This is a genomic window from Serratia sp. EC4, from assembly GCF_059652115.1.
In genome coordinates, this window is sequence record NZ_JBNIDE010000001.1 from 924,068 (window position 1) to 946,087 (window position 22,020).

General features: G+C 58.0%; 18 protein-coding genes, 1 tRNA gene, 1 pseudogene and 1 riboswitch. Of the genes and pseudogenes, 10 read left to right on the forward strand and 10 right to left on the reverse strand.

Translation table 11 applies throughout. The features are described from left to right. Nucleotides 1-85 precede the first annotated feature (85 nt). Nucleotides 86-188, forward strand: a riboswitch (TPP riboswitch). A gap of 62 nt (nucleotides 189-250) precedes the next feature. The 4 genes from ACP39K_RS04360 to ACP39K_RS04375 are packed head-to-tail and all read left to right on the forward strand — an operon-like array spanning nucleotide 251 to nucleotide 3,406. After that, nucleotides 251-934: a TenA family protein gene (locus ACP39K_RS04360; protein WP_033639931.1), complete on the forward strand. Its 684-nt coding sequence runs from the start codon at nucleotides 251-253 to the stop codon at nucleotides 932-934. After that, nucleotides 931-1,671 (forward strand): ABC transporter ATP-binding protein, encoded by a 741-nt coding sequence (locus ACP39K_RS04365; RefSeq protein WP_060444579.1) that lies wholly within the window; start codon nucleotides 931-933, stop codon nucleotides 1,669-1,671. Before ACP39K_RS04360 ends, ACP39K_RS04365 begins: the two co-directional genes overlap by 4 nt. Next, nucleotides 1,668-2,435, forward strand: a complete 768-nt coding sequence (locus ACP39K_RS04370; protein ID WP_048794879.1) for an ABC transporter permease — start codon at nucleotides 1,668-1,670, stop codon at nucleotides 2,433-2,435. Before ACP39K_RS04365 ends, ACP39K_RS04370 begins: the two co-directional genes overlap by 4 nt. A gap of 35 nt (nucleotides 2,436-2,470) precedes the next feature. After that, nucleotides 2,471-3,406, forward strand: coding sequence for an ABC transporter substrate-binding protein (locus tag ACP39K_RS04375; RefSeq protein WP_497008315.1), 936 nt, complete (start codon nucleotides 2,471-2,473; stop codon nucleotides 3,404-3,406). Here the strand turns inward: ACP39K_RS04375 and ACP39K_RS04380 are convergent, their stop codons facing one another. After that, entirely contained in the window at nucleotides 3,407-4,147 is a 741-nt protein-coding gene (locus tag ACP39K_RS04380; RefSeq protein WP_049190540.1) for a transporter substrate-binding domain-containing protein, read from the reverse strand. It lies immediately after the preceding gene. Between the two features lie 284 nt (nucleotides 4,148-4,431). Between ACP39K_RS04380 and opgB the strand changes: the two genes are divergently transcribed. Beyond that, nucleotides 4,432-6,735 (forward strand): phosphatidylglycerol--membrane-oligosaccharide glycerophosphotransferase, encoded by a 2,304-nt coding sequence (opgB, locus tag ACP39K_RS04385; RefSeq protein ID WP_033639925.1) that lies wholly within the window; start codon nucleotides 4,432-4,434, stop codon nucleotides 6,733-6,735. Between the two features lie 137 nt (nucleotides 6,736-6,872). Further along, nucleotides 6,873-8,336 (forward strand): AMP nucleosidase, encoded by a 1,464-nt coding sequence (locus tag ACP39K_RS04390; protein WP_123061799.1) that lies wholly within the window; start codon nucleotides 6,873-6,875, stop codon nucleotides 8,334-8,336. A 36-nt stretch (nucleotides 8,337-8,372) separates the two neighbouring features. Here the strand turns inward: ACP39K_RS04390 and nac are convergent, their stop codons facing one another. Both nac and ACP39K_RS04400 read right to left on the reverse strand, forming a co-directional pair. Then, the gene (gene nac / locus ACP39K_RS04395) at nucleotides 8,373-9,296 is read right to left on the reverse strand and encodes a nitrogen assimilation transcriptional regulator NAC (RefSeq protein WP_060444575.1); all 924 of its coding nucleotides are present in this window, start codon (nucleotides 9,294-9,296) and stop codon (nucleotides 8,373-8,375) included. A 51-nt stretch (nucleotides 9,297-9,347) separates the two neighbouring features. Continuing rightward, nucleotides 9,348-9,572 (reverse strand): hypothetical protein, encoded by a 225-nt coding sequence (locus tag ACP39K_RS04400; RefSeq protein ID WP_126186879.1) that lies wholly within the window; start codon nucleotides 9,570-9,572, stop codon nucleotides 9,348-9,350. A gap of 62 nt (nucleotides 9,573-9,634) precedes the next feature. Here ACP39K_RS04400 and ACP39K_RS04405 point away from each other — a divergent pair. Further along, nucleotides 9,635-9,710: transfer RNA gene (locus ACP39K_RS04405), tRNA-Asn, on the forward strand. 161 nt (nucleotides 9,711-9,871) lie between these two features. Then, nucleotides 9,872-10,150, forward strand: a pseudogene (locus ACP39K_RS04410) (Arm DNA-binding domain-containing protein); the annotation flags it as partial. A gap of 227 nt (nucleotides 10,151-10,377) precedes the next feature. On the opposite strand, the gene ACP39K_RS04415 reads toward ACP39K_RS04410, so the two are convergent. From ACP39K_RS04415 to ACP39K_RS04425, 3 genes are all read right to left on the reverse strand, one after another. Then, nucleotides 10,378-15,954 (reverse strand): DUF3320 domain-containing protein, encoded by a 5,577-nt coding sequence (locus ACP39K_RS04415; protein WP_497008316.1) that lies wholly within the window; start codon nucleotides 15,952-15,954, stop codon nucleotides 10,378-10,380. A 497-nt stretch (nucleotides 15,955-16,451) separates the two neighbouring features. After that, nucleotides 16,452-16,892 (reverse strand): DMT family transporter, encoded by a 441-nt coding sequence (locus ACP39K_RS04420; protein WP_016927118.1) that lies wholly within the window; start codon nucleotides 16,890-16,892, stop codon nucleotides 16,452-16,454. Between the two features lie 17 nt (nucleotides 16,893-16,909). Beyond that, nucleotides 16,910-17,428 carry a GNAT family N-acetyltransferase gene (locus tag ACP39K_RS04425; protein WP_033639923.1) on the reverse strand — a complete coding sequence of 173 codons (519 nt, stop codon included), beginning with the start codon at nucleotides 17,426-17,428 and terminating at the stop codon, nucleotides 16,910-16,912. A gap of 38 nt (nucleotides 17,429-17,466) precedes the next feature. On the opposite strand from ACP39K_RS04425, the gene ACP39K_RS04430 reads away from it, so the two are divergent. After that, complete coding sequence (locus ACP39K_RS04430) at nucleotides 17,467-18,036, forward strand: helix-turn-helix domain-containing protein (RefSeq protein ID WP_015378410.1); 570 nt, start codon at nucleotides 17,467-17,469, stop codon at nucleotides 18,034-18,036. Nucleotides 18,037-18,049: 13 nt separating this feature from the next. Here ACP39K_RS04430 and ACP39K_RS04435 read toward each other — a convergent pair whose 3' ends face one another. The 3 genes from ACP39K_RS04435 to ACP39K_RS04445 all read right to left on the reverse strand — a co-directional run bounded on the left by ACP39K_RS04435 (nucleotide 18,050) and on the right by ACP39K_RS04445 (nucleotide 20,027). Then, nucleotides 18,050-18,343 carry a DUF2623 family protein gene (locus tag ACP39K_RS04435; protein ID WP_016927116.1) on the reverse strand — a complete coding sequence of 98 codons (294 nt, stop codon included), beginning with the start codon at nucleotides 18,341-18,343 and terminating at the stop codon, nucleotides 18,050-18,052. A 130-nt stretch (nucleotides 18,344-18,473) separates the two neighbouring features. Beyond that, nucleotides 18,474-19,061, reverse strand: a complete 588-nt coding sequence (locus ACP39K_RS04440; protein ID WP_015378412.1) for a nitroreductase family protein — start codon at nucleotides 19,059-19,061, stop codon at nucleotides 18,474-18,476. Nucleotides 19,062-19,130: 69 nt separating this feature from the next. Further along, nucleotides 19,131-20,027 carry a LysR substrate-binding domain-containing protein gene (locus tag ACP39K_RS04445; RefSeq protein ID WP_060444574.1) on the reverse strand — a complete coding sequence of 299 codons (897 nt, stop codon included), beginning with the start codon at nucleotides 20,025-20,027 and terminating at the stop codon, nucleotides 19,131-19,133. Nucleotides 20,028-20,142: 115 nt separating this feature from the next. Here ACP39K_RS04445 and ACP39K_RS04450 point away from each other — a divergent pair, with 115 nt between their 5' ends. Next, nucleotides 20,143-20,778 (forward strand): flavodoxin family protein, encoded by a 636-nt coding sequence (locus ACP39K_RS04450; protein WP_033639921.1) that lies wholly within the window; start codon nucleotides 20,143-20,145, stop codon nucleotides 20,776-20,778. An 8-nt stretch (nucleotides 20,779-20,786) separates the two neighbouring features. On the opposite strand, the gene ACP39K_RS04455 is transcribed toward ACP39K_RS04450, so the two are convergent. Next, nucleotides 20,787-22,004, reverse strand: coding sequence for an acyl-CoA dehydrogenase family protein (locus ACP39K_RS04455; RefSeq protein WP_033639920.1), 1,218 nt, complete (start codon nucleotides 22,002-22,004; stop codon nucleotides 20,787-20,789). Nucleotides 22,005-22,020: the final 16 nt, after the last annotated feature.

Consider the following 22,020-nt stretch of genomic DNA (forward strand, 5'->3'; position numbering starts at 1 on the left):
CAAAATCGCCCCCGATCGCACTAAACGAACCGATTGCCGCCGCGCCGCCCGGCGATTGTAATCAAAAAACAAATGTCGTATAACAGGCAGCTCCGAGGGGTGTCCTGTTACGGGCTGAGATGGCGCAAGCCGAACCCTTTGAACCTGATCTGGGTCATGCCAGCGAAGGGACGGTTAGGCAACCGCGCGATCACCCGTTGCCTGTTCATACCTCAGCGTGCCCGGATCTCCACTGACTCAAGGAGGTCCCATGTCCATCACTACCCTGTTCGAAAGCGGTCTTTACGGCCGGCTGCGCCGCCATGCCGGCAGCCACTGGCAAGATTACGTCGATCATCCGTTTCTGCAGCAGCTGGCCGCCGGCACCTTGCCTGAACGCGCTTTTCGCCGCTACCTGACCCAGGACTATCTGTTTCTGCTGCACTTCGCCCGCGCCTACGCGCTGCTGGTCAGCAAGCTGCGCACTCTGCCGGAGATGCGCGCCGCCACCGCCTCGCTCAACGGCATCGTCGCCGAACTGCCGCTGCACGTGGCCTACTGCGCCGAATGGGGGCTGAACGAAGCGCAGATCGCCGCCCAGCCGGAAGCGGCGGAAACCATGAACTACACCCGTTACGTGCTGGATATCGGCCATGCCGGCGACGCCCTCGATCTGCTGGCCGGCCTGCTGCCCTGCGTGGCCGGCTATGCCGAAATCGGCCTGCGGCTGCTGCACGATCCCGCCACTCAGATGGAGGGCAATCCTTACGCCTCCTGGATCCGCAACTACGGCGACGAGGGCTATCTGGCCGGCGTGCGCGCCGCCATCGAACTGCTGGAAACCGTTGGTCAGCAGCGCGGCGCACAGGGCCGCTTCACCGAGCTGGCGCAGATTTTCACCACCGCCACCCAGCTGGAGTCGGCATTTTGGCAGATGGGGCTGAACGCCTCATGACCTCCCCGCTTCTCCCGCCCGGCATCCAGGTGCGGGATCTCAGCCTGCGTTTCGGGCAGCAAATCGTCTTCGACCGGCTGAGCTTCGACATCGCCGGCGGCAGCTTCGTCGCCCTGCTCGGCGCCAGCGGCGCCGGCAAAACCAGCCTGCTGAAGATCATCGCCGGCCTGGCGCAGGCCAGCTCTGGCTCGGTGACCGGCAGCGACGGCCTGCCGATCGCCGGGCGCATCGCCTACATGGGGCAAAAAGACCTGCTCTACCCGTGGCTGACCGTTGAAGAGAACGTCGCCCTCGGTTCGCGGCTGCGCGGCGAAGCGCCGGATCGGGCGTGGACGGCGCACCTGCTCGAACGCGTAGGCCTGGCCGCGCATGGCCGCAGCCTGCCCGCCTCGCTGTCCGGCGGCATGCGCCAGCGCGCCGCCATCGCCCGCACGCTCTACGAACGCCAGCCGATCGTGCTGATGGACGAACCTTTTTCCGCGCTGGACGCCATTACCCGCGCCGAGATCCAGAGCCTGGCCGCCGAGCTGCTGGCGCAAAATACCGTGCTGTTGATCACCCACGATCCGATGGAAGCCTGCCGCCTGAGCCACCGGCTGCTGGTGCTGTCTCCCTGGCCGCTGGGCCTCGACGATACTCACCGCATCAGCGGGCTACCGCCGCGCGCGCCGGATGACGCCGACCTGCTGAAAAGCCAGGCCGAGCTGCTGCAGCAACTGGTGAGGGCGGCGCAATGAATATCGCCAAAGAGCGTGGACTCACCCGCCTGCGGCGCGGGCTGACGGTGTTCGTCGGCCTGCTGCTGCTGTGGTGGCTGGCGACGCAAAGCGGCATTCCGGCCTTTCTGCTGCCCACGCCGGGCGCTGTGGCGCAGGCGCTGTGGGACGGGCGCGGCTATCTCGCCTGGCACACGCTGGTCACCGCTTCGGAGATCGTCAGCGGGCTGGTGCTCGGCGTGTTGCTCGGCGCGGCACTGGCGCTGTGCATGATTTTCTCGCCGCGCCTGCAACGCTGGCTGATGCCGCTGGTGCTCACCAGCCAGGCGATACCGGTGTTCGCCCTGGCCCCGCTGCTGGTGCTGTGGTTCGGCTTCGGCATGAGCGCCAAGGTGGCGATGGCGGTGCTGGTGATCTTCTTTCCGGTGGTGTCGGCCTTTTTTGACGGGCTGCGCCGGGTCAACAACGACTATCTCGATCTGGCGCGCACGATGCGCGCTTCGCGCTGGGCGCAGCTGCGGCACGTGCGGCTGATGGCGGCGCTGCCGGCCTTCGGCTCCGGCCTGCGCATGGCCGCCGCGGTCGCGCCGATCGGCGCCATCATCGGCGAATGGGTCGGCTCGGCCGAAGGGCTGGGCTACGTGATGCTGAACGCCAACGCGCGCATGCAGACCGACGTCTGCTTCGCCGCGCTGTTTATTTTGGTGCTGATGACCGTGCTGCTGTGGGCCGCGGTGGATGCGCTGCTGCGGCGCCTGATCGCCTGGGCGCCGGAAAACGACTGATGATTGCAACCATAACCAGGGATAAAGGAACGACCATGATCAAACAAACCGTTTGCGGGCTGCTGCTGGGCGCCGCCCTCACCGGCCAGGCAGGCGCGGCCGACAAGCTGACGCTGGTGCTCGACTGGTACATCAACCCGGATCACGCGCCGATTATGGTGGCCGAGCAGATCGGCGCCTTCAAGGCCGCAGGGCTGGACGTCAAGATCGTGCCGCCGTCCGATCCGGCGCTGCCGCCGCGGCTGGTGGCCGCCAAACAGGCCGACCTCGCCATCACCTATCAACCGCAGTTGCACTTCTTCGCCGATCAGGGTCTGCCGTTGATGCGCATCGGCACGCTGATCAACACGCCGCTGAATACGGTGATCGCGCTGGATAAAAACATCACCTCGCCGGCGGATCTCAAGGGCAAAACGGTAGGTTACTCGGTCAGCGGCATCGAACAGGCGACGCTGGCCACCATGGTCGAACACGAGCGCCTCAAGCCGCAGGACATCAAGCTTATCAACGTCAACTTCCAGCTGACCAGCGCCCTGCTGGCAGGCCAGGTCGATGCGGTGATCGGCGGCTACCGCAACATCGAAGCGCTGGAGCTGAAGCTGCAGGGTAAAGAACCGGTGGTGTTCAACGTCGAAGATTACGGCGTGCCGGCCTACGACGAGCTGATCATCGTCGCCAACCGCGATGCGGTGAACGAGCCGAAAATCCGCAAATTCCTCGCCGCGCTGAAGCAAGGCAGCGACTACCTGCACGCGCACCCGCAGGACACCTGGCTGGCGTTCGCCAAGGCGCACCCGGAGCTGAATACCGAGCTGAACAAGCAGGCGTGGCAAGCCAGCCTGCCGCTGTTCGCGCGCGATCCGGCCAAGTTGGATCGCGCCCGCTACCAGGCTTACGAACAGTTCCTGTTCGACAACAAGCTGATCAAGAAAATCACCCCGGTGGAACAGTACGCGGTGGAGCTCGACTGATCACGCCGAGGCGGCCGGCGGCGCCACCGTCACCTCGCCCTGGCCGCTGCGCTGCAAGGCCGCCTTCACCAGCCCGTTGGCCTTGCAGCGTTCGATAAACGCGTTCACGTAGGCGGCGCCCTGCGTTTTTTGCCGCGGCACCGCCATCGCCTGGCGGATAGCGGTGAAATGCCCGTCCAGCACCCGGTAGCCGGGATGGGAGGCCGCGGCGGCCAACAGCGGTTGACGCACGCCGGCCGCCGCCTCCAGCCCCCGTTCGAAAAACAGCGCGATCGCCTCGGCGGAGGTTGCCGCCCGCACCAGCTGCGCCTGCTGCAGCGTGCGCGATAAAAACAGATCGTACGCCGCCCCCTGGCCGACCGCGATGCGCACCTCCGGCCGGTCGAGCTGCGCCGCCTCAAAGTAAGGCGCGTCGTTCGCCACCAGGTAAGTCCCCTCGATGATCACGTAGGGTTCGCTGAAAGCGATTTGCGCCGCGCGCACCGGCTCGATAGCCATAAACGCCAGGTTCCAGGCGCCGCTGTCCAGGTCGGCGAACACCTTGCCCGCCGCGTCATAGGTGACCAGTTCGAGCGCCACGCCCAGCTCCTGGGCCAGCGCGGCAGCCAGCTCCACCGAAGCGCCTTGCGGTTTACCGCCGGCCCCGGCCTGCGCCAGCACCGGATTGCCGTAGTTGATCGCCGCGCGCAACACGCCTTGCGGGGCCAGATCGTCGAGTACCGCTGCGGGGATTGTCTGCATACTTCCTCCTGAATGGCTGGTGGGCACACCGTCGTGGCGCTCATTAAGCGTAGAGCGAAACCTCCGACCAGCAAGCTTTCGCCGCCGAGGCCGCCGTCGGCGTGATTAACGTCACACTATTGTCATAAAAATGTACAATAGCCGCCGTTCGTCGCCGTAGCGGGAGATCGCGCGTTGTTCCGCCGCCGGCAATAGGCTATACCCTTCACTTTTCGCGCCGCGGCACGGTCGGCGGCGCAGACCAGGGCAGCAACGTTTTTTTCCAATCAGACAAGGTTTGGCGGATGGTTTTAGCAGTCGTTTCATTTGTTCTCTTTTTGGCGTCGATTTTGATTTATCGCACCCGGGCCGCCGCCAACCGCTGGTGGTTCGCCATTTTGCTGACGCTGCTCGGCAGCTATCTGGTGCTGAACGTCATCCTGATCGCCAGCAACTACTTTACCGGCGACGGCATCACCGACGCGGTGATTTACACCGTCACCAGCAGCCTCAAAGGCGCGGGCATCAGCAAATACGTGCTGCCGTTCATCGGCCTGCTGGCGGCGTTGGGGCTTATCTTCGCGGTGCTGGCCCGCAGCCTGCTGCGCCGCAAAGCCAAAGGCAGCAGCGTGGCCTACAGCATCGTCGCCGTGCTGCTGGCGCTGTTTTCGGTCGGCACCACCCCGGCATTTCAGGACATCTCGCTGCTGGTCAAGAGCCAGATCGTCGGCGATACCGCCGATTTCACCACTTACTACAAAGCGCCGAAAAAAACCGTACAGGGCAAGCGGCCGAACCTGGTGTACATCTATGCCGAGAGCCTGGAACGCACCTACTTCGATACCGAGCTGTTTCCCGGCCTGGCCGACGAGCTGAACGCCCTGCGCGCGGGCAGCATCGATTTCAGCAATACCCAGCAATTGCCGGGCACCGGCTACACCATCGCCGGCATGGTCGCCTCACAGTGCGGCATTCCGCTGTTCGCGCCCTTCGACGGCAACGCCTCCAGCGCGGTCTCCACCTTCTACCCGGAGAACGTTTGCCTGGGCGACGTGCTGAAGGCCGCCGGCTACAGCAACTATTTCTATCAGGGCGCCGAGCTGGCGTTCGCCGGTAAAGACACCTTCCTGAAATCCCACGGCTTCGACCACGTTTACGGCTTCAAAGAGCTGCGCGATCAGGTCGCCGATCCGAGCTACAAAAACGACTGGGGCTGGTACGACGACAGCGTGCTGGACGTGGTGTACGGCAAGTTCGTCGAGCTGTCCAAACAGCGCCAGCCGTTCTCGCTGTTCACCCTGACCGTTGATACTCATCACCCGGACGGTTTTATTTCCGCCGGCTGCAGCAAGAAAAGCTACGCCTGGCAGAACAAGGAAAACCGCTCGCTGAGCGCGGTAGCCTGCAGCCAGCAACACATCGCCGCGCTGATCGACAAAATCAAACGCTCGCCCTATTTCAGCAACACCGTGATCGTGGTGTCCTCCGATCATCTGGCGATGAACAACACCGCCTACGACATCCTGACCAAACAGAAGCGCCGCAATCTGTTCTTCATCATCGACGGCACCCGGCCGCTGGCGGAACAGCGCAACGAGAAACGCAGCACGCTGGACAACGGCGCCACGGTGCTGGACGTGATGGGCGGCGACAATTACATCGGCCTTGGCCGCAGCAGCCTGTCGGCGCCGTCGCTGTCTACGGTGTTCCTGAATATCGAAGAGAAGATCAACGGCTGGAAACCGGCGGTGATCAACCAGTGGGGCCTGCCGAACCGCATCAGCGACTACAGCGTGGACACGCGCCAGCGCAGCTTCAGCTTCTCCGGCGTCACCTACAAGGTGCCGTTCATCCTGCGGGTGGGCGATAACCGCATCGAACCGATGTTCAACGTCTACCTCTCCACCCCGCTGCGCAAACAGCTGGCCGGACTGGGGGCGGGGGAGAAATTCGTCTGGGTCGATAAATGCTACGAGATCGGCCGGGTCTGGGCGCCGCAGCTGGCGCTGAGCACCGACATCTGCGTGGCCTCCGGCACCCTCGCCTCGCCGCCGCAGATCGTCCAGGCCAGCGGCGAACGCTTCAACGGCAAGGTGAATTTCACCGGCCCGGCGGCGGACAGCGTCGCCGATTACCAAAACGCCGTCGCCCGCCTGCAGGTGGACGACGCGGCGGTGAAATACCGGGCGGACGCCATCGAGTTCATGCTGCCCGGCATGCCGGAACAGGTGAGGGCCATCACCGGCGTCTCCGCCGTCGAGGAATGGGGCCGCTGGTCCGACGCCAATCTGGCGCCAGCGGTCGACATCGATTACGTCGACCCGCTGCCGAAAAGCTTCGATCTGGTGCTGCGCGCCCGCGCCTACGGCAACAACGTCGGCGAACCGATTTCAGTGCGCGTCGGCGACGAAGAGCGCTTCGTGTCGCTCGGCGAACAGGACAGCACCGTCACCCTGCGCTTCGATAACCCGCGCGGCGCGCAGAAGATCAGCATTACCCCGCCGGCGCCGACCGAGCCGAAAGAGAACGCCAGCGGCGGCTTCACGCCGAAGAAGCTGGGCATCGGCCTGGTGTCGCTGAAGGTCGAAGCGGCAAGTCCCGCCTCCTGATCTCCCCGCTTTCACGGGCGCGGTAATTTCTTTGCCGCGCCCGTCATTTCAACCAAGCTTTTACGCCCTTCTTCGGCTAACCTGTGACGGTGAAACGCCGCCAATCCCGCCAGAGCCAGGACATCGAAGGAGAAAGTATGAGCTATGCCCCACCTCGCAGCGGCCTCAGCGCCGATCAGGCACTCGATCAACTGGAAGCCCTGTATGACGCCGCGGTAGACGCGCTGCGGCAGGCGGTCAGTGACTTTATCAGCCACGGCACCCTGCCGGATGCGCAAGCGCGCGCCGCCGGACTGTTCGTGTATCCCGAACTGCGCGTCAGCTGGGACGGGCAGCAATCCGGCCCGAGCAAAACCCGCGCCTTCGGCCGCTTTACCCATCCCGGCAGCTACAGCACCACCGTGACCCGGCCGCAGCTGTTCCGCCACTATCTGGCCGAACAGCTGGCGATGCTGGAACACGACTACGCCGCCCATATCGAAGTGGCGCCGTCGCAGCAGGAGATCCCGTTCCCTTATGTCATCGACGGCTCCAGCCTGGCGCTCGATCGCTCAATGAGCGCCGGCATCGCGCAGCATTTCCCCACCACCGAGCTGGCCCAGATCGGTGACGAGACCGCCGACGGCCTGTATCACACCACCGACAACCATTTCCCGCTGTCGCATTTCGATGCGCTGCGCGCGGATTTCTCGCTGGCGCGTCTGCGGCACTACACCGGCACGCCGGTGGAGCATTTCCAGCCGTTCGTGCTGTTCACCAACTACACCCGCTATGTGGATGAGTTCGTGCGCTGGGCCTGCGCCCAGATCGCCGATCCGGCCAGCCCGTACATCGCGCTCTCCAGCGCCGGCGGCACCTACATCACGCCGGAAACCAGCGCGCCCGAGCAGGCGGTGTCCGATCTGGCGTGGAAAAACCACCAGATGCCGGCCTATCACCTGATCTCGCGCACCGGCCAGGGCATCACGCTGATCAACATCGGCGTCGGCCCGTCCAACGCCAAAACCATCTGCGATCACCTGGCGGTGCTGCGCCCGAGCGCCTGGCTGATGATCGGCCACTGCGGCGGCCTGCGCGAAAGCCAGAAGATCGGCGATTACGTGCTGGCCCATGCCTATCTGCGCGACGATCACGTGCTGGATGCGGTGCTGCCGCCGGATATCCCGATCCCGAGCATCGCCGAGGTGCAGCGCGCCCTGTACGACGCCACCAAGATGGTCAGCGGCATGCCCGGCGAAGAGGTTAAACAGCGTTTGCGCACCGGCACGGTGGTCACCACCGACGACCGCAACTGGGAGCTGCGCTACTCCGCTTCGGCGCGCCGCTTCAATCTCAGCCGCGCGGTGGCGGTCGACATGGAGAGCGCCACCATCGCCGCTCAGGGTTATCGCTTCCGGGTGCCGTACGGCACGCTGCTGTGCGTCTCCGACAAACCGCTGCACGGCGAGATCAAACTGCCGGGCCAGGCCAACCGCTTCTACGAAGGGGCGATCTCCGAACACCTGCAGATCGGCATCTGCGCCATCGATTTGTTGCGCGCCGAGGGCGATCGCCTGCACTCGCGCAAGCTGCGCACCTTCAACGAACCGCCGTTCCGGTAACGGTGCTCAGGCCCGCTGCGGCGGGCCGTTTTTTCCTCAACGCACCAGCGCCAACGCGCGCTTCTCCTGGCTGCGGCCGCCGGCGATCGACAGCAACAGGTCTTTCACCAGCAGCGCCGGGGCGGACAGCGCCTGTTGGCTCGACATGCACAGTGACAGCGGCACCGACATCGTCGGCGCATTGATGCGCGCCATCCAGGCCTTGGCCGGGCCGATCATCGCGCGCGCCACCGATTCCGGCAGCACGGTCGCCCCTAACCCGCTGGCGATCGCGGCGCTCAGCGCGCCCGAGGATTCGATCTCCCCCACCACGTTGATCGCCAGCTTGCGCAGCGCCATCGCCTCCTCCAGCTGGTTGCGCACCGCATCGCCCTCACGCGGCAGGAACAGGTTCAGCCGCGCCACGTCCAGCAGCTCGACGCTGTTGCCGGGATGCGGCACCGCGCGCGTCGCCACCAGATAAAGATCTTCCCGCATCAATGCGATGGCGTGCAGCCCGGCGGGCATTTTGGCGCCGTAGACCATCGCCATGTCCAGCGTCTGGTTAGCCACCTGCCCGGCCAACGCCGCGCCGCCGTTTTCATGCAGGCTGAGCAGGATGCCCGGCTGCTGATCGCGCAGGGTCTGCAACAGCGGCAGCGCCAGCTGCGCCGCGGTGCTGCCCGACGCCAGCCCGAGCGACACCTGGCCGCTCATCGCCTGCCCGGCGCTGTTGACCGCGCTCTGCGCCTGCTCGCACTGGCGCAGAATGGTCTGCGCGTGGGCATACAGAATGTTGCCGGCCTCGGTCGGCTGCACCCCGCGCTTGGTGCGGATCAGCAGCTGTTGCTTCAACTCTCCTTCCAGCGTCGCCAACTGCTGGCTGAGCGCCGGTTGGGCGATGTGCAACACCTCCGCCGCCTGAGTCAGGCTGCCGATATCGACGATTTTCACGAAGTACTTCAGACGTCTGAAATTCATAGTGCCTCCAGCGAGCCGCTAAATTGAGAATGCCGAAATCCGGTCATGCAATCACAGCAAGATCCAGGCCAGAGTCGGTAAACGGCCGTGGAAGCGGGGTACAAGGCGGTAAATGGCCGTTCGCCGGGCGGCGCGCGCCACCGCGCAGGGCAACCGTTGCACCATCGGCAGGCAACGGCGCCGATCAACGGGCAATTCGGCGACGCTGCGCGCGGGATAAGCGACAAAAGCGAGAAAAAGCAGCAGGTTGGGCAATCTTGCAGCAAACGAACGCATCGGACGTCTTCACGCTTTACAAGCCGCAACCGCCCCGCTATTATTCGCCCCGTTCACACGATTCCTCTGTAGTTCAGTCGGTAGAACGGCGGACTGTTAATCCGTATGTCACTGGTTCGAGTCCAGTCAGAGGAGCCATACTCACGCTTTCATGCTTCGTTGTAAATTCTTATCTGATTAAAATTCAATAAGTTAGCACAAAAAACATTCCCAACGCGTTTTCATTTCCCCCTTCCGCATCGGGCAAGATTGGTTGTTTGATCTGGGTCATTTCAGTTCGACGATGGAGTGACTACCATATATCTCTGAACGACACGACAATCTGCAGTCTCAAGCTTTCTGATAAACCCTTCAAAATCTCCGATTCACACGGTTTGTATCTTTTGATCAATCTAGGCGGTTCACATCTCTGGTATCTCAAATACCGTATCAATGGTAAAGAATCTCACTTTGGTTTAAGCGCTTATCCTAATGTCTCTCTGTCTGGCGCACGGCAACAGCGCGACGGTATCCGCAAGTTGCTGGCGCAGAACATCAACCCGATAAAGCAGCGGGCCCCAGAACGCGGAGTCTGTACATCGGCAAAAGTGAGTGGAACTAAAACAAGTGTGCTTATAATACGGTTCGCCGCGTTCATTCGCCCCATATAGTGGTTCGAATGAACGGAGCAACGTTATGGGAGAACTGCTAACCGTCATGAAATGCAACAAAACTACTTCGGAGTGGATCCATCCATGAATTATTATTCAAAATTAAAAAAGATAAACCCAGAGAATATACTTTGGGTTTATCTTAATATAGAAAATCACTCTGTAACTGTTTCTTTACTCTCAATAATCAGAGAGTCTTCTTTTAGAAGAGATCCTTTAAATAGAAGTTGTTCAATTACCTCTGAAATGACTTTACGTAAGGTCCCACTTGTTGCTTTAAACCCAAGAGATCTAGAAATAGACATAACTATTTCTTCTTCTGTCGCACCAAGGTTATTTTTAACTACCTGAGAAATTCCGACAGCAATCTCTTGAGGTGGCAACATTTCGGATTTACGCAGTCCCGACGACTGAACATTCTGTCGATTTCGTAAAACAATCTTTGATTTCTGATGTATTAAAATTTGTCCATCCTGAAGGATATCACCTTTGTTACACACCAGATTAGCAGCCCTGTTCACAACGGCCTCAATTCTGGCCCCTGCACGTTGTAATCCCCAGGCAGTTCGCAACCTGGTGATAACTTCGCTTATATGAACAGGAGATTCAATTTCTACTATCTGCTCAATAATTTCGCTGAGAATACCCAACGGGGTTTCATGCAGTTCATATCCCATATTGGCGGATGGAGTAGCCTCCACATAGGCAATCTCAGATTCTTTTGCAATATCAGAATCGACAAGACCAATCTCAACTACAGGTCCTCTATCGACAGTCACAATTTCGACAGGTACTGCACGAGTCCTTTGTTTCAATTGCTCAGTCCGTTCTGAGAGCTCTTTTTTAGCAGACTCTATAGCCTTAAGTGTTCGTTCCAGCTGCTCTTCAGGCCGGTGGAACCAATCCGTACTCCAGATACGATGGATAATCCACCCATGATCTTCAAGTACAGCCTGACGCAAGCGATCGCGCTCTCGCGCAGAACGTGATGAATGATAAGCACGGCCATCGCACTCAATACCAATCAAGTATCGCCCTGGCATATCAGGATCAGCAATAGCTAAATCTATAAAGAATCCAGCAATACCCACTTGAGGATGGACTTGATAACCAGCTTTCTGAAGCGCATCAGCAACCTGCTCTTCAAATACACTATCCATTTCTCTTTCATTCCGTTGAGCTAACGATATCCGACCGGTACGGGCATATTGCAGGAATAGTTTAAAGGCAAATACACCTTTTCCCTTTGCTCTTTCCAAATCAATATCTTCGTCTGTGATCGAAGCGAAAACCTCACATCGACGTTTGGCTCGGCTGATTAATACATTCAATCTTCTTTCCCCTCCCTCTGCCCCCAGGGGACCAAAACGCATCGCGATGTATCCCTGCGTATTTCTGGCATAGCCGACGGAGATCATAATTACATCACGCTCATCACCTTGTACGTTCTCAAGGTTTTTAACGAAGAAAGGCTCGCTCGAATGCGCATTAAAGAATTCTTCTAAATCAGGATTCAGACGGCGTAGTAACTCGAGTTCGTCCTGAATGGCTTTTCGCTGGGAAACAGAAAATGTTGCAACGCCGAGCGACTGTTCTGGATATTTACGGGCATGCTCCATGATTGCTTTAGCGACAGCTTTAGCTTCTATCGTATTGGTCCCCTTACCGCCTGATCCGAACACACCATCAGGGATGTGGTGGAATTGCAGACCCATGCCTGCTTCCTGAGTGTAAGGACTCGGCACGATGAAGAGTTTATTCTCATAGAACTGACTATTGGATACAGCAATCAAAGATTGATGACGGCTGCGATAGTGCCAACGCAACATACGTTGAGGTAATCCCCTGGCAACAAATAGGCCCAATACACTCTCTATATCAGCAACCTGGGATACTTCATCACCATCATCATTAGCAACAGATTCTGTCATCTTAGCGAAGAATCGTGTAGGTGGAAGTTGACGTTCATCCCCGACGACCACAACCTGCTTACAGCGAGCAATTGCACCAATTGCATCAACCGGTTGTATCTGACTCGCTTCATCCATGACCAGAAGATCGAACTTTTGTTTTCCCGGGATGAGGAATTGAGCAACAGATAACGGGCTCATCATCATGACCGGCTTGAGTGCTTGAATCGCCACTCCAGCCTTCTGCATTAATTGACGAATTGGTAAATGCCCCCGCTTTTTCACCATTTCCGAACGCAGAACACCCACTGGGCCAATACCGCCGCTCTTGGAAGGGATTTGTCTATGATGGGCACGCACAACCTCAAGACTGGCGGCTTTGATACGTTTAAGGTCAAGCTCTGCAAATCCTGCCACCTGACGAGAATGAAGCTCACCATCAAAGCGCACTAAATCGGGTTCTTCGAGAGCCATGATTTTAAGTAGCGACTCAAAATAGGTTCGCTCTACGGCAGAAATAGCAGAATCTAGCGAAAGATCTCCACTAGCGAGTCTTTCTACTACCTCAGATAATCCATATTTTCGAGCCTGCGTAATACGATGCTGATACGCAACCCATTTAGAGAGCTGTTCTGAATTCTCGGCCCATGTTTGAAGTTTCTCACACACAAGCGCTATCATTAATTTATCAGATGATGAACCCAAAAGGGTTTCAATAGTACCTTTTAATTCCGTCGCGATTTGTTCCAGTTCATTGACTATCTTTTGGCTAAACAGGTGAGTTTCTCGTGCAATATGGGCAGTTTCAGCTCTGTCTGTCAGTTTTGCCGCTACGAAACGTAATGCACTGTTCTCCTCTAACCAAGAACAAGCCTGACTCAGATAATCCCAATCAGATGACAGCTCTTTCCACTGTTCATCAAAAGCACTTTTTGCAAGCGGAGCTTCTGCTCGTATTTCGGCAATCAGTTTTTGCAACGCAATCATTCGAGTGATTAGTTGGCAACGCTCATCAATACGAGCAGGAGGGTTAACCATTACACGAAAGCATTGTTCATCAATCGCTATGAGATTTTGGATTTTCTCTTCGATGAAGACTAATGAAACGCGGGTGATAGATACCTGATTGGAAAAATACTCCTCAGGTGAAAAACCGAACGCGCTCCATAACATATCTAACTGGGTCCGAACCTGCTGCAGTAACTGATTTAGTTGCTGTGTACGAAGCTTCACACCTTCGCGGTCGATAAGTCGGCTGGCCAACAGCCGAGCCTCAGCGCCTACACCACGGAGCGTTCTCATCCATTCAACTAATGCCATTAAAGAAGAGCTGTCACTTCGTTCACCTCGCCAATCGCTACCGAAGGCGGAATGACCAAAGTCATTGCCTTCCTGAATTTTTTTCCTCTCTGCCTGGGCCTTAATCAACTTGTCCAACAATAAGATCTGCTGCTCAACGGGCAACGAACGATCCCGCAGTAAAGAACCAACAAGCCCCCTCGCTTTTCTCCAGTTTCCATTGAGGTATCGGAAAATACCAGTATGGCTCGCCAGAAGATTCCTGGCTTCCTGAACATCCGTATTCCAAGCCACCTCATTAATTTGGGAATCAAGAGCTTCGCTAACGATTCTGAAGGAGGCAATCGACTCAACCAGTTCAGCAGCTTTCTCAATACCATGATCCCAAACGGATGCGATAAAGGCGTCGGGGCTGGCATTAGGGGCGGCAGCAATTCTTTCCCCCAATGTGATGAGCCTTTCTATTTCCTGAACGGTGTAATATCCTCCCTGAGTACCGAGTTCTTCATGTAAACGAGCAGCATCAAGACGCAACTTAGATAAAGGTTTCACCAGAGAACAAGCTGCGGAAAAACCATTAACTTGAAAATCACGAGGAAGTCTTGCCAGCGCATCTTTCAGTTCGGTAACTGGAGTTTCAATTTCTTCAGTTACTATATCTATCTCAAGATCTAAGCGAGCTTGCTGATACTGCTTACCCACTGCAATAAGTCGTTTGATTGCAGGTGCACTATCACACCAAATAGCAGAAGTAAAGGCTTCCACTGACAGATCAGGTGCTTTATTGATACATTCAGCAACCTCAACTAATTTATGAATTGAAGAAAATTTTTCCGGTACAGGTGTAATAGAAAGATCAGTAGACAGATTTGTAACAGCGTTTTTAAGACGTACAACATCTCTTTCAAGATTTTGCAGACGTGGAAGTAATTTTTCTACATCTATTGGTAATATCTGCTCAAGACCAACGCCACTCCACGGATGCTGAGCGGGCAAACCAATATCTCGGATACGATCAACAATCTCTTTCACGAGCTCAAGACGTTTCTCAAGATCGCTGGCATTCCAATGTTCAAATTTTTCGAGATGAAAATCGGTCGGGGCCTGACCTAACTGACGTAATCGAACAAGATGCCCCATGACCTGATAGGGAGAGAAAGTTGAAGGATGATATATCTTGTGTAGCCTTGCCGGATGCTCGTTAAGTTTATCCCTCGCCTCCGTTAGGTTTCCTACCAGTGTGTCTGGAAACTCACCTCTAGGAGATCCCAACTCCCAGACCCTTTTCAACTCCTCCAAGAAGACCCTTTTATTCGTCTTATTACTATGCAACTCTAAACAGGCGTCGCCCACCCCCGCATGGTCAAGGCGACGTTTCACCACTTCAAGAGCAGCCATTTTTTCTGCGACAAATAAGACAGTTTTACCATCTGCCACTGCAGAAGCAATGATATTCGCAATCGTCTGCGATTTCCCTGTTCCAGGAGGACCTTGAATAATAAGGTTTTTTCCTTCCCGTACATCATGAATAGCAAGGGTTTGAGAGGTGTCGCTATCCATGATATGGAGCATATCCCTCGGCGAAATAAAAGGATCTATAGGTGCATCATCTGAAATCCTTTCATCCCTCTCATCAAACCCAGCAACCATAAGTGACTGGATAAGGGGTTGTTCTGTGATATTGTCATTCTCTGGCCAGTTTTCTGGATCTAAATCCCGGTACATAAGGAATTTAGCGAAGGAGAAGAACCCCAGATTAATGTCGTTTTCTTGAACGCTCCAGTCAGGCTTTGTCTGCACAACCTGAGCAACCTCATCGATATACCCAGCGAGATCTAGCTCCTCATCGGTGTTGATCTTAGGCAATAAAATCTCATGTGTTCGCTGTAAATATGCCTCCAGAGAAAGGTTTTCAATAATCTCATCCTGCCTTGCCCTTAGTTTAAACCTCTCACCAGCAGTTCCACGCTCAAGAGACGCGGGAATCAAGATTAAAGGGGCATATCTAATATTTTCTTTATTATTGGGATCAATCCATTTTAAGGTTCCGAGAGTCAGATAGAGTATGTTTACACCCTGTTCTTCTTCTAACGTTTTAGAATCGTGGTAAAGATCCAACAATCTCTTTTGCAAACCTTGCGGAGTTAGCCTTGTTTGTAGTTTTGTATCCTGATGCTCAGCACTTATTGCTTTTGGATCAAAATCATCATTGAAAACAAGCAGCCGATCATCAACAAGAGCATCATCCGAATCCGATACAACGCCCTCATCGTCAATTAGCTCCCCTTTCTTTCCTTCTCGTCCAGGTAGAAAAGTAAATACTTTTCCTTCTTTAACCAGTAAACGATAAATCTCAGTAGACCTCTCATCAATAATTTCTAAGAGTTTGGTTGTTTTAGATCGAGGAATATTGAGGAGTTTATTGCGCGCAGATAAGTCAAGGAGCTCTGTACGAGCTCGCTCTAGTTTTTGCTGAAGAGAAAGATTATTATTCTTAAACAGTGAGTCTTCATTATCATTCATGGCTGAGATTCCGTAGTTTCCATAACATCATCATTGCATACCCAATCTATAGTGTAACGGAGGTATTCAACGTCAGGATTCTACCATCTTAGCCATTTTTTAGGATAATTCTAATCGATATCTTTAAAATCAATGTGGACAGAGTGGTATCCGCAGTAGCTTCATTCTGATGGATTAGCTATAGGCTTTGTACTGTTTCCTATGGAGCGGCCCTTACTGTTAAGATACCTTTACCATTTCTCCCATATACAAGAAATTAACCCCACAAAAAACAGAATAAAAAACCTTAAACAATAGAAAAACGACCTATTCATATGAGAAATGATACTTTTACAGCTAAATATATTGGGTAATTCTGATGTTCTTGACAGGAATGGGGTTCGAATTTAGCTTTTTTATCAGCCAGTTACTAGCAAAGGCAATCCCAGTCACAGGTGCCATATTTAGAGAAGCCCGCTCAGGGAAACCCGAGCGGGCTTTTTGCCTTTCAGCCGCCGTCAAAAGCTGCGTTTCGCCACCAGATAGGCGCCCGCCACCAGCAGCAGAGCGCCGACCAGCGCCGGCAGATTCTCGCGCAGCGCCGCCGGGCCGGCGCGGTAGACGTCCGCCAACAGCCCCATGCACAGCTGGCTGGCGACCAGGATCGAGATGGTCGCCGCCGCCCCCAGCTTCTGGTAACCCAGAATGCCGGCGAACACGAACAGCGATCCCAACAGCCCCGGCAACAGCATCCACCACCTGGCGGCGCCGGTCACTTCCGCCACCGCGCCGAGGCCGTTTTTGGCCAGCAGCAGCCCCACCAGCAACAACAAACCGACGCTGGAGTTGATCACCAGCGTAATGAGGATGGTCGAAACGCTTTCGGTAATGCGCACCATCAGCAGATTCTGCACCACCAGCCCCATTCCCGCCGCGATCAGCAGTAACAGCATATTCATCGCCCTGCCCCCCGGGATCAGCGCGCGGGCGGCGTCGCCCGCTCGTCGAGCGTCAGCTGCAGGAACGTCAGATCCAGCCATTGGCCGAATTTGGCGCCCACCTGTTCCATGCGCCCCACGTCGCGGAACCCCAGCGCCAGATGCAGCTTAATCGAGGCCTGATTGCCGGATTCGATGCCGGCCACCATCACATGTTTGCCGATTTCCCGCGCCCGTGCGATCAGCGCCAGCAGCAGCGCCTTGCCAATCCCTGCGCCGCGATGCGCCTGATGAACATACACCGAATGTTCCACGGTATGGCGATAGCCATCCCAGGCGCGCCAGTCGCCGAACGACGCGTAGCCGATCGCCTCGTCCGCGGCGTTCACCGCCACCAGCACCGGGTAGCCCGCCGCCTGGCGTTCGCCGATCCACGCCGCACGGTTGGCCGCATCCACGGTTTGTTCATTCCAGATGGCGGTGCTGTTCAACACCGCGTCGTTATAGATAGCGGCAATCGCCGCGCTATCGTTGAGCGTCGCATTTCGTATAATCATGGTTTACCCCGGCCAATTGTCCACTATAATACTACGATATGAATATTAAATTAGACAATCTAAATCAGCTGATCGGCGCGCGCATTCGCATTGAACGCGAGGCGCGCCACTGGTCGCTGTCCGATCTGGCCGAACGGGCGGGCGTCTCACGGGCGATGGTGCATAAGATCGAGCGCGGCGAGAGCAGCCCGACGGCGATGCTGTTGGGCAGACTGGCGGGGGCGTTCGGCCTCAGCATGTCCAAACTGATCGCCCGCGCGGAAACGCAAGAAGGCCGGCTGCTGCGCCGGGAAGATCAACCGGTCTGGGTCGATCCTGAGAGCGGCTACGTGCGGCGCCACGTATCGCCGCGCACCGATCTGCCGCTCGATCTGGTGCGCATCGAACTGCCGGCCGGCGCGGCGATCCCGATGCCGGCTTCGGTGTATGCCTTCAAGCGTCAGCTGATCTGGGTTTTATCCGGCGAGCTGGTCTTTCTTGAGGGCGACGCGCGCCATGAAATGGCCGAAGGAGACTGCCTGGAGCTCGGCCCACCGGCGGACTGCCGCTTTGAAAACCAAAGCGATGAGGCATGCGTGTATATGGTGGCGGTGCTGAGCGCCGCCTGACGGCTCGCCGGCGCTACCCCTGCGTCGGCTGGTTATAGCCGGCGTGGAAAAACTTCTCCGCCAACCGGCTGTCGCCGCCGGAGAAGAACTCGCTCATCGGCTCGCTGCCGAGGCCATAGGCGCGGCTGAGCTGCCCGGCCTCGAACGCCGCCCGGTTCTCGTCGCCGCAGCGCTGCGCCAAATGGTGGGCATAGCCAAGCACGAAACCGCGCTTGTAGTCGGAGCAAAAACGCGACAGCTCCGCCTCCGGCTTCAGGTTCTCCGCCTTTAACCCCGCCAACAGCCCTTTGCCAAAATGATCTCCCACGGGTTCCTCCTCACCACGCAATCGCTATATAACAAAATATATATCGAATGAGCGAACGAGAACATACTCCCTAAGTTTTACTCGCCGCATAAAAAAGGCCCGCGAAGCGGGCCTGCGAGAAAGCGGGCAATCACAGCGTGAAATTCAGCCCTTCGCTGACGGTCTTGCCGAGCGGCAGACGGCCCGACGGCGCTTCTTTCTCCTGCAGAAAATCCGGCAGGCGGGCTTTGTCGCCCGGTTTGCCGATCGCCACCATAGCATGCACCGCATAGTCGTCCGGCAGCTGCAACGCCGCTTTGATCTTGTCGTGGTGAATGCCGCTCATGCAGTGGGTCAGCCAGCCTTTCAGATGCGCCTGATGCGCCAGGTTGGCCCAAGCCGCGCCGGTGTCGAACGCATGGGTCGGGTTGTCCACCAGCCGCTCGCCGTTCAGGCTGGTGGTTTTGGAGACGATCACCACCAGCGCCGAGGCGTGTTGCGCCCAGCCGCGGTTGAAGTCGATCAGGAACTCCAGGTAGTTCTCCCAGCTGTCGGAGCCGTGCTTGCTGTAGGCAAAGCGCCACGGCTGAATGTTGTAGGCCGAAGGCGACCAGCGCGCCGCTTCAAAGAAGCTCAGCAGCGTTTGATCGTCGATGGCGTCGTTGGTCATCGCGCGCGGCGACCAGCGCTCGATAAATTGCGCGTCAATCGGGTAATCGGAGATTCTTGGCTGGCTCATGATAGGTTCTCGCAGTGAAGTAAAAACAAAAGTTCGCTGATATTCCCACAGCTTAGGACGGTAAAACTTTTATTTCGTGCCATTGCCTTGCGGCAGTTCCCGCTGCAGCCAGGCCAGAAACGCCCTGACCGGCGGGTGCCGCTCGCGCCCCGGCGCGCACAGCACGCTGTAGGCGGCGCCCGGTACGCGCACCTCCGGCCGGTACGCCACCAGCAGACCGTTGTCCACCATCTCGGACACCATCACCGAGCTGGCGAGCACCCATCCCTGCCCGGCCACCGCCGCCTGCAGGGCGTAATGCTCCTCGTGATAGCTGCGCATCGCCGCATGGCGCTGCCACCAGTCCACGCCGGCGGCCCGGCACCAGTCATGCCAGCCGCTGTCGTACAGCGCCGAATCCCCCCACTTGACGGTGATCAGCACCGGGTTTTCCGGTTCGGCGGCGGCCAGCCCCGGCGCGGCGTAAACACCAAAGCTTTCCTCCAGCCGCGCCGCCTGATGCAGCGCGGGATAATGCGCGCGGCTGTAACGCACCGCCACATCCACGCTGGCATCCTGCTGCAGATCGATCACCTCGGCGCAGGCCTCCAGGCGCACCAGATAGTGCGGGTACGCCTGGTAGAAACGCCCCAGGCGCGGCACCAACCACAGCGCCGCGAACGAGTGCGTCACCGAGACGCACAGCGAGCCGCTGCTGGGCTGCGGCCGCAGCCCCTCAAGCGTGGCGGCGACGTCCAGCAGCGCGCCATGCACTCCGGCAAACAACGTTTCGCCCTTCGCCGTCAGCCGCACGCCGCGCGGCACCCGCTCGAACAGCGCAAAGCCCAGCTGCTGTTCCAGCGCCTTGATTTGGTGCGAAATCGCCGTCGGCGTCACCGCCAGCTCGGCCGCCGCCAGCTTGAAGCTGCGCAGGCGAGCGGCGGATTCAAAGGTGCGTAACGCGTTGACGGGCAGCGTGGCGAACATGGCGAAGCCTCTTGGGATGAGTTGAGTTCATCCTGGCAGAAAAACCGTCATTTGTCGCCTGCGGACGCTTACCTCTAGATTAAGGCTGAGTTCACTTCACACCAAGGAACATGACATGAATACAACTCATCAATCCAAACGCCTGGTGGTGCTGGTCGGCAGCCCGCGCCGCGACGGCAACAGCGCCACGCTGGCGCAGGCGATCATGGCGGGCGCCGCCGAAGCCGGCACTTCCGCCAGCCTGCATTTTCTCGACGATTACCTGAGCGGTTTCCTGAGCGATGAACGCCATACGCCGCCGCCGACCGATCGCTACGCCGAGCTGTTCCTGGAGCACTTTCTTCCGGCCGACGGCGCGGTATTTTGCACGCCGATTTACTGGTACGGCATGTCGGCGCAAACCAAGGCCTTTTTCGATCGCTCGTTCAGTTTTTATTCCAACGCCTACCCTCAGGCGGAACAGGTGCACCAACGCATGAGCGGCAAACGCATCGGGCTGGCGGTGGCGTCGGAAGAAACTTATCCCGGCGCGGCGCTGGGCATCGTGCATCAGATCCAGGAGTTCAGCCGCTACACCCATTCCGCCTTCGTCGGGCTGGTGCACGGCGCCGGCAACCAGCGCGGCGAGATCGCCCGCGATCCGCGCAACCCGCTGCGGGCCGCCCGCGAGTTGGGGCGCGAGTTCTTCACCCGCCCCTACTCGGATTATCAGATGGACAGCCCGCGCAGCACGCAGGTTTGGACGGAATAGCCTCGGCCTCAACCGCCACTGCCGATTTGCCAGATAAAGGTCGGCGTATGGCGGTTAATTTCCCAGTCACCGATATTGCGCGCCTTGTAGATCACCGGATTATGTGAAGAGAGCGTGCGCGCATTGCGCCAGTGGCGATCCAACGCCTTGCCGGTACGGGTATCTGAAGCGCCGAGCGCATTGAACAATTCACCGGCGGCGCGCTGCACCCACTCCCCGGCGATGACCTGCGCCCTGGCGGCGTCCAGCTCCGCCGTCACGTTAAGCGCCTGCAGCAGCGCTTCATCGCCGGATCGATGCGCCTCGTAAGCCTGCTGCAGCGAGGACGTCGCTTTTAGCACCGTCGCCTCAACCGCATAGGCCCAGGCGCTGATTTGCCCCACCACCTGCTGGATCTGCACGTCGTCCTTCACCCAACCGGCGTTGCCGTGGCTATAGATCCTTTTACGTTGCCTCACGCCCTCGCCGACGTCTCGCAGCACCGCGCGGCCGATCCCCGCCAGCGTCGCCAGCAACACATGCTGATAGAACGCAGTTTGGTAGCGGAAGCGCTCGGCAAAGTCATAGACGTGCGCCTGCTCGACCCGCGCATCAATAAAACGCGTGGTGCCGCTGCCGGTAGTGCGTTGGCCAAATCCGTCCCAGTCGTCGTCGCGCTCTACGCCCGGCTGGGCGACGTTCACCAAAGCGATCACCGGGCCGCCGCTGTCGCTGCGCTCGGCATACACGTCGATCCAATCGGCAAACAGACTGCCGGTGCTGTAAAATTTCTCGCCGTTGAGCGACCAGCCGTCGGCCTGCGGCGTTACCCGGGTATTGACCTGCCCCAGCTTCACGCCGCCGATCTCGGTCCAACCGCTGCCGACCAGCTCGCCGTCGAGAAAGCGTTCGAACCAGCGATCGCGCTCCGGGCCGTCCGGCGCGTTCAGCCGATCTTCCACGAAGGCGAAATGCGCCCGCAGCGCCTGCGGCAGGTTAGAGTCCGCCTCCGCCAGTTCGGCCAGCAGTTCGAACAGCTGCGGCAACGAAGCGCCGTCGCCGCCCTTTTCACGCGGGAGGCGCACCCTGCCGAACCCCGCCTCTTTCAGCCAACGGATCGGTTCATGCGGCAGCGTGCGCGACAGCTCGCGCTCCACCGCCCCGGCGGCGATTTCGGCGAAGATCGGCCGAAATCGCGCGGCCAGCTGTGCGTAGTCTGCTCCGGTGGATAACAGGTGTTGCGTCATGTCAGTGTCCTCTGTG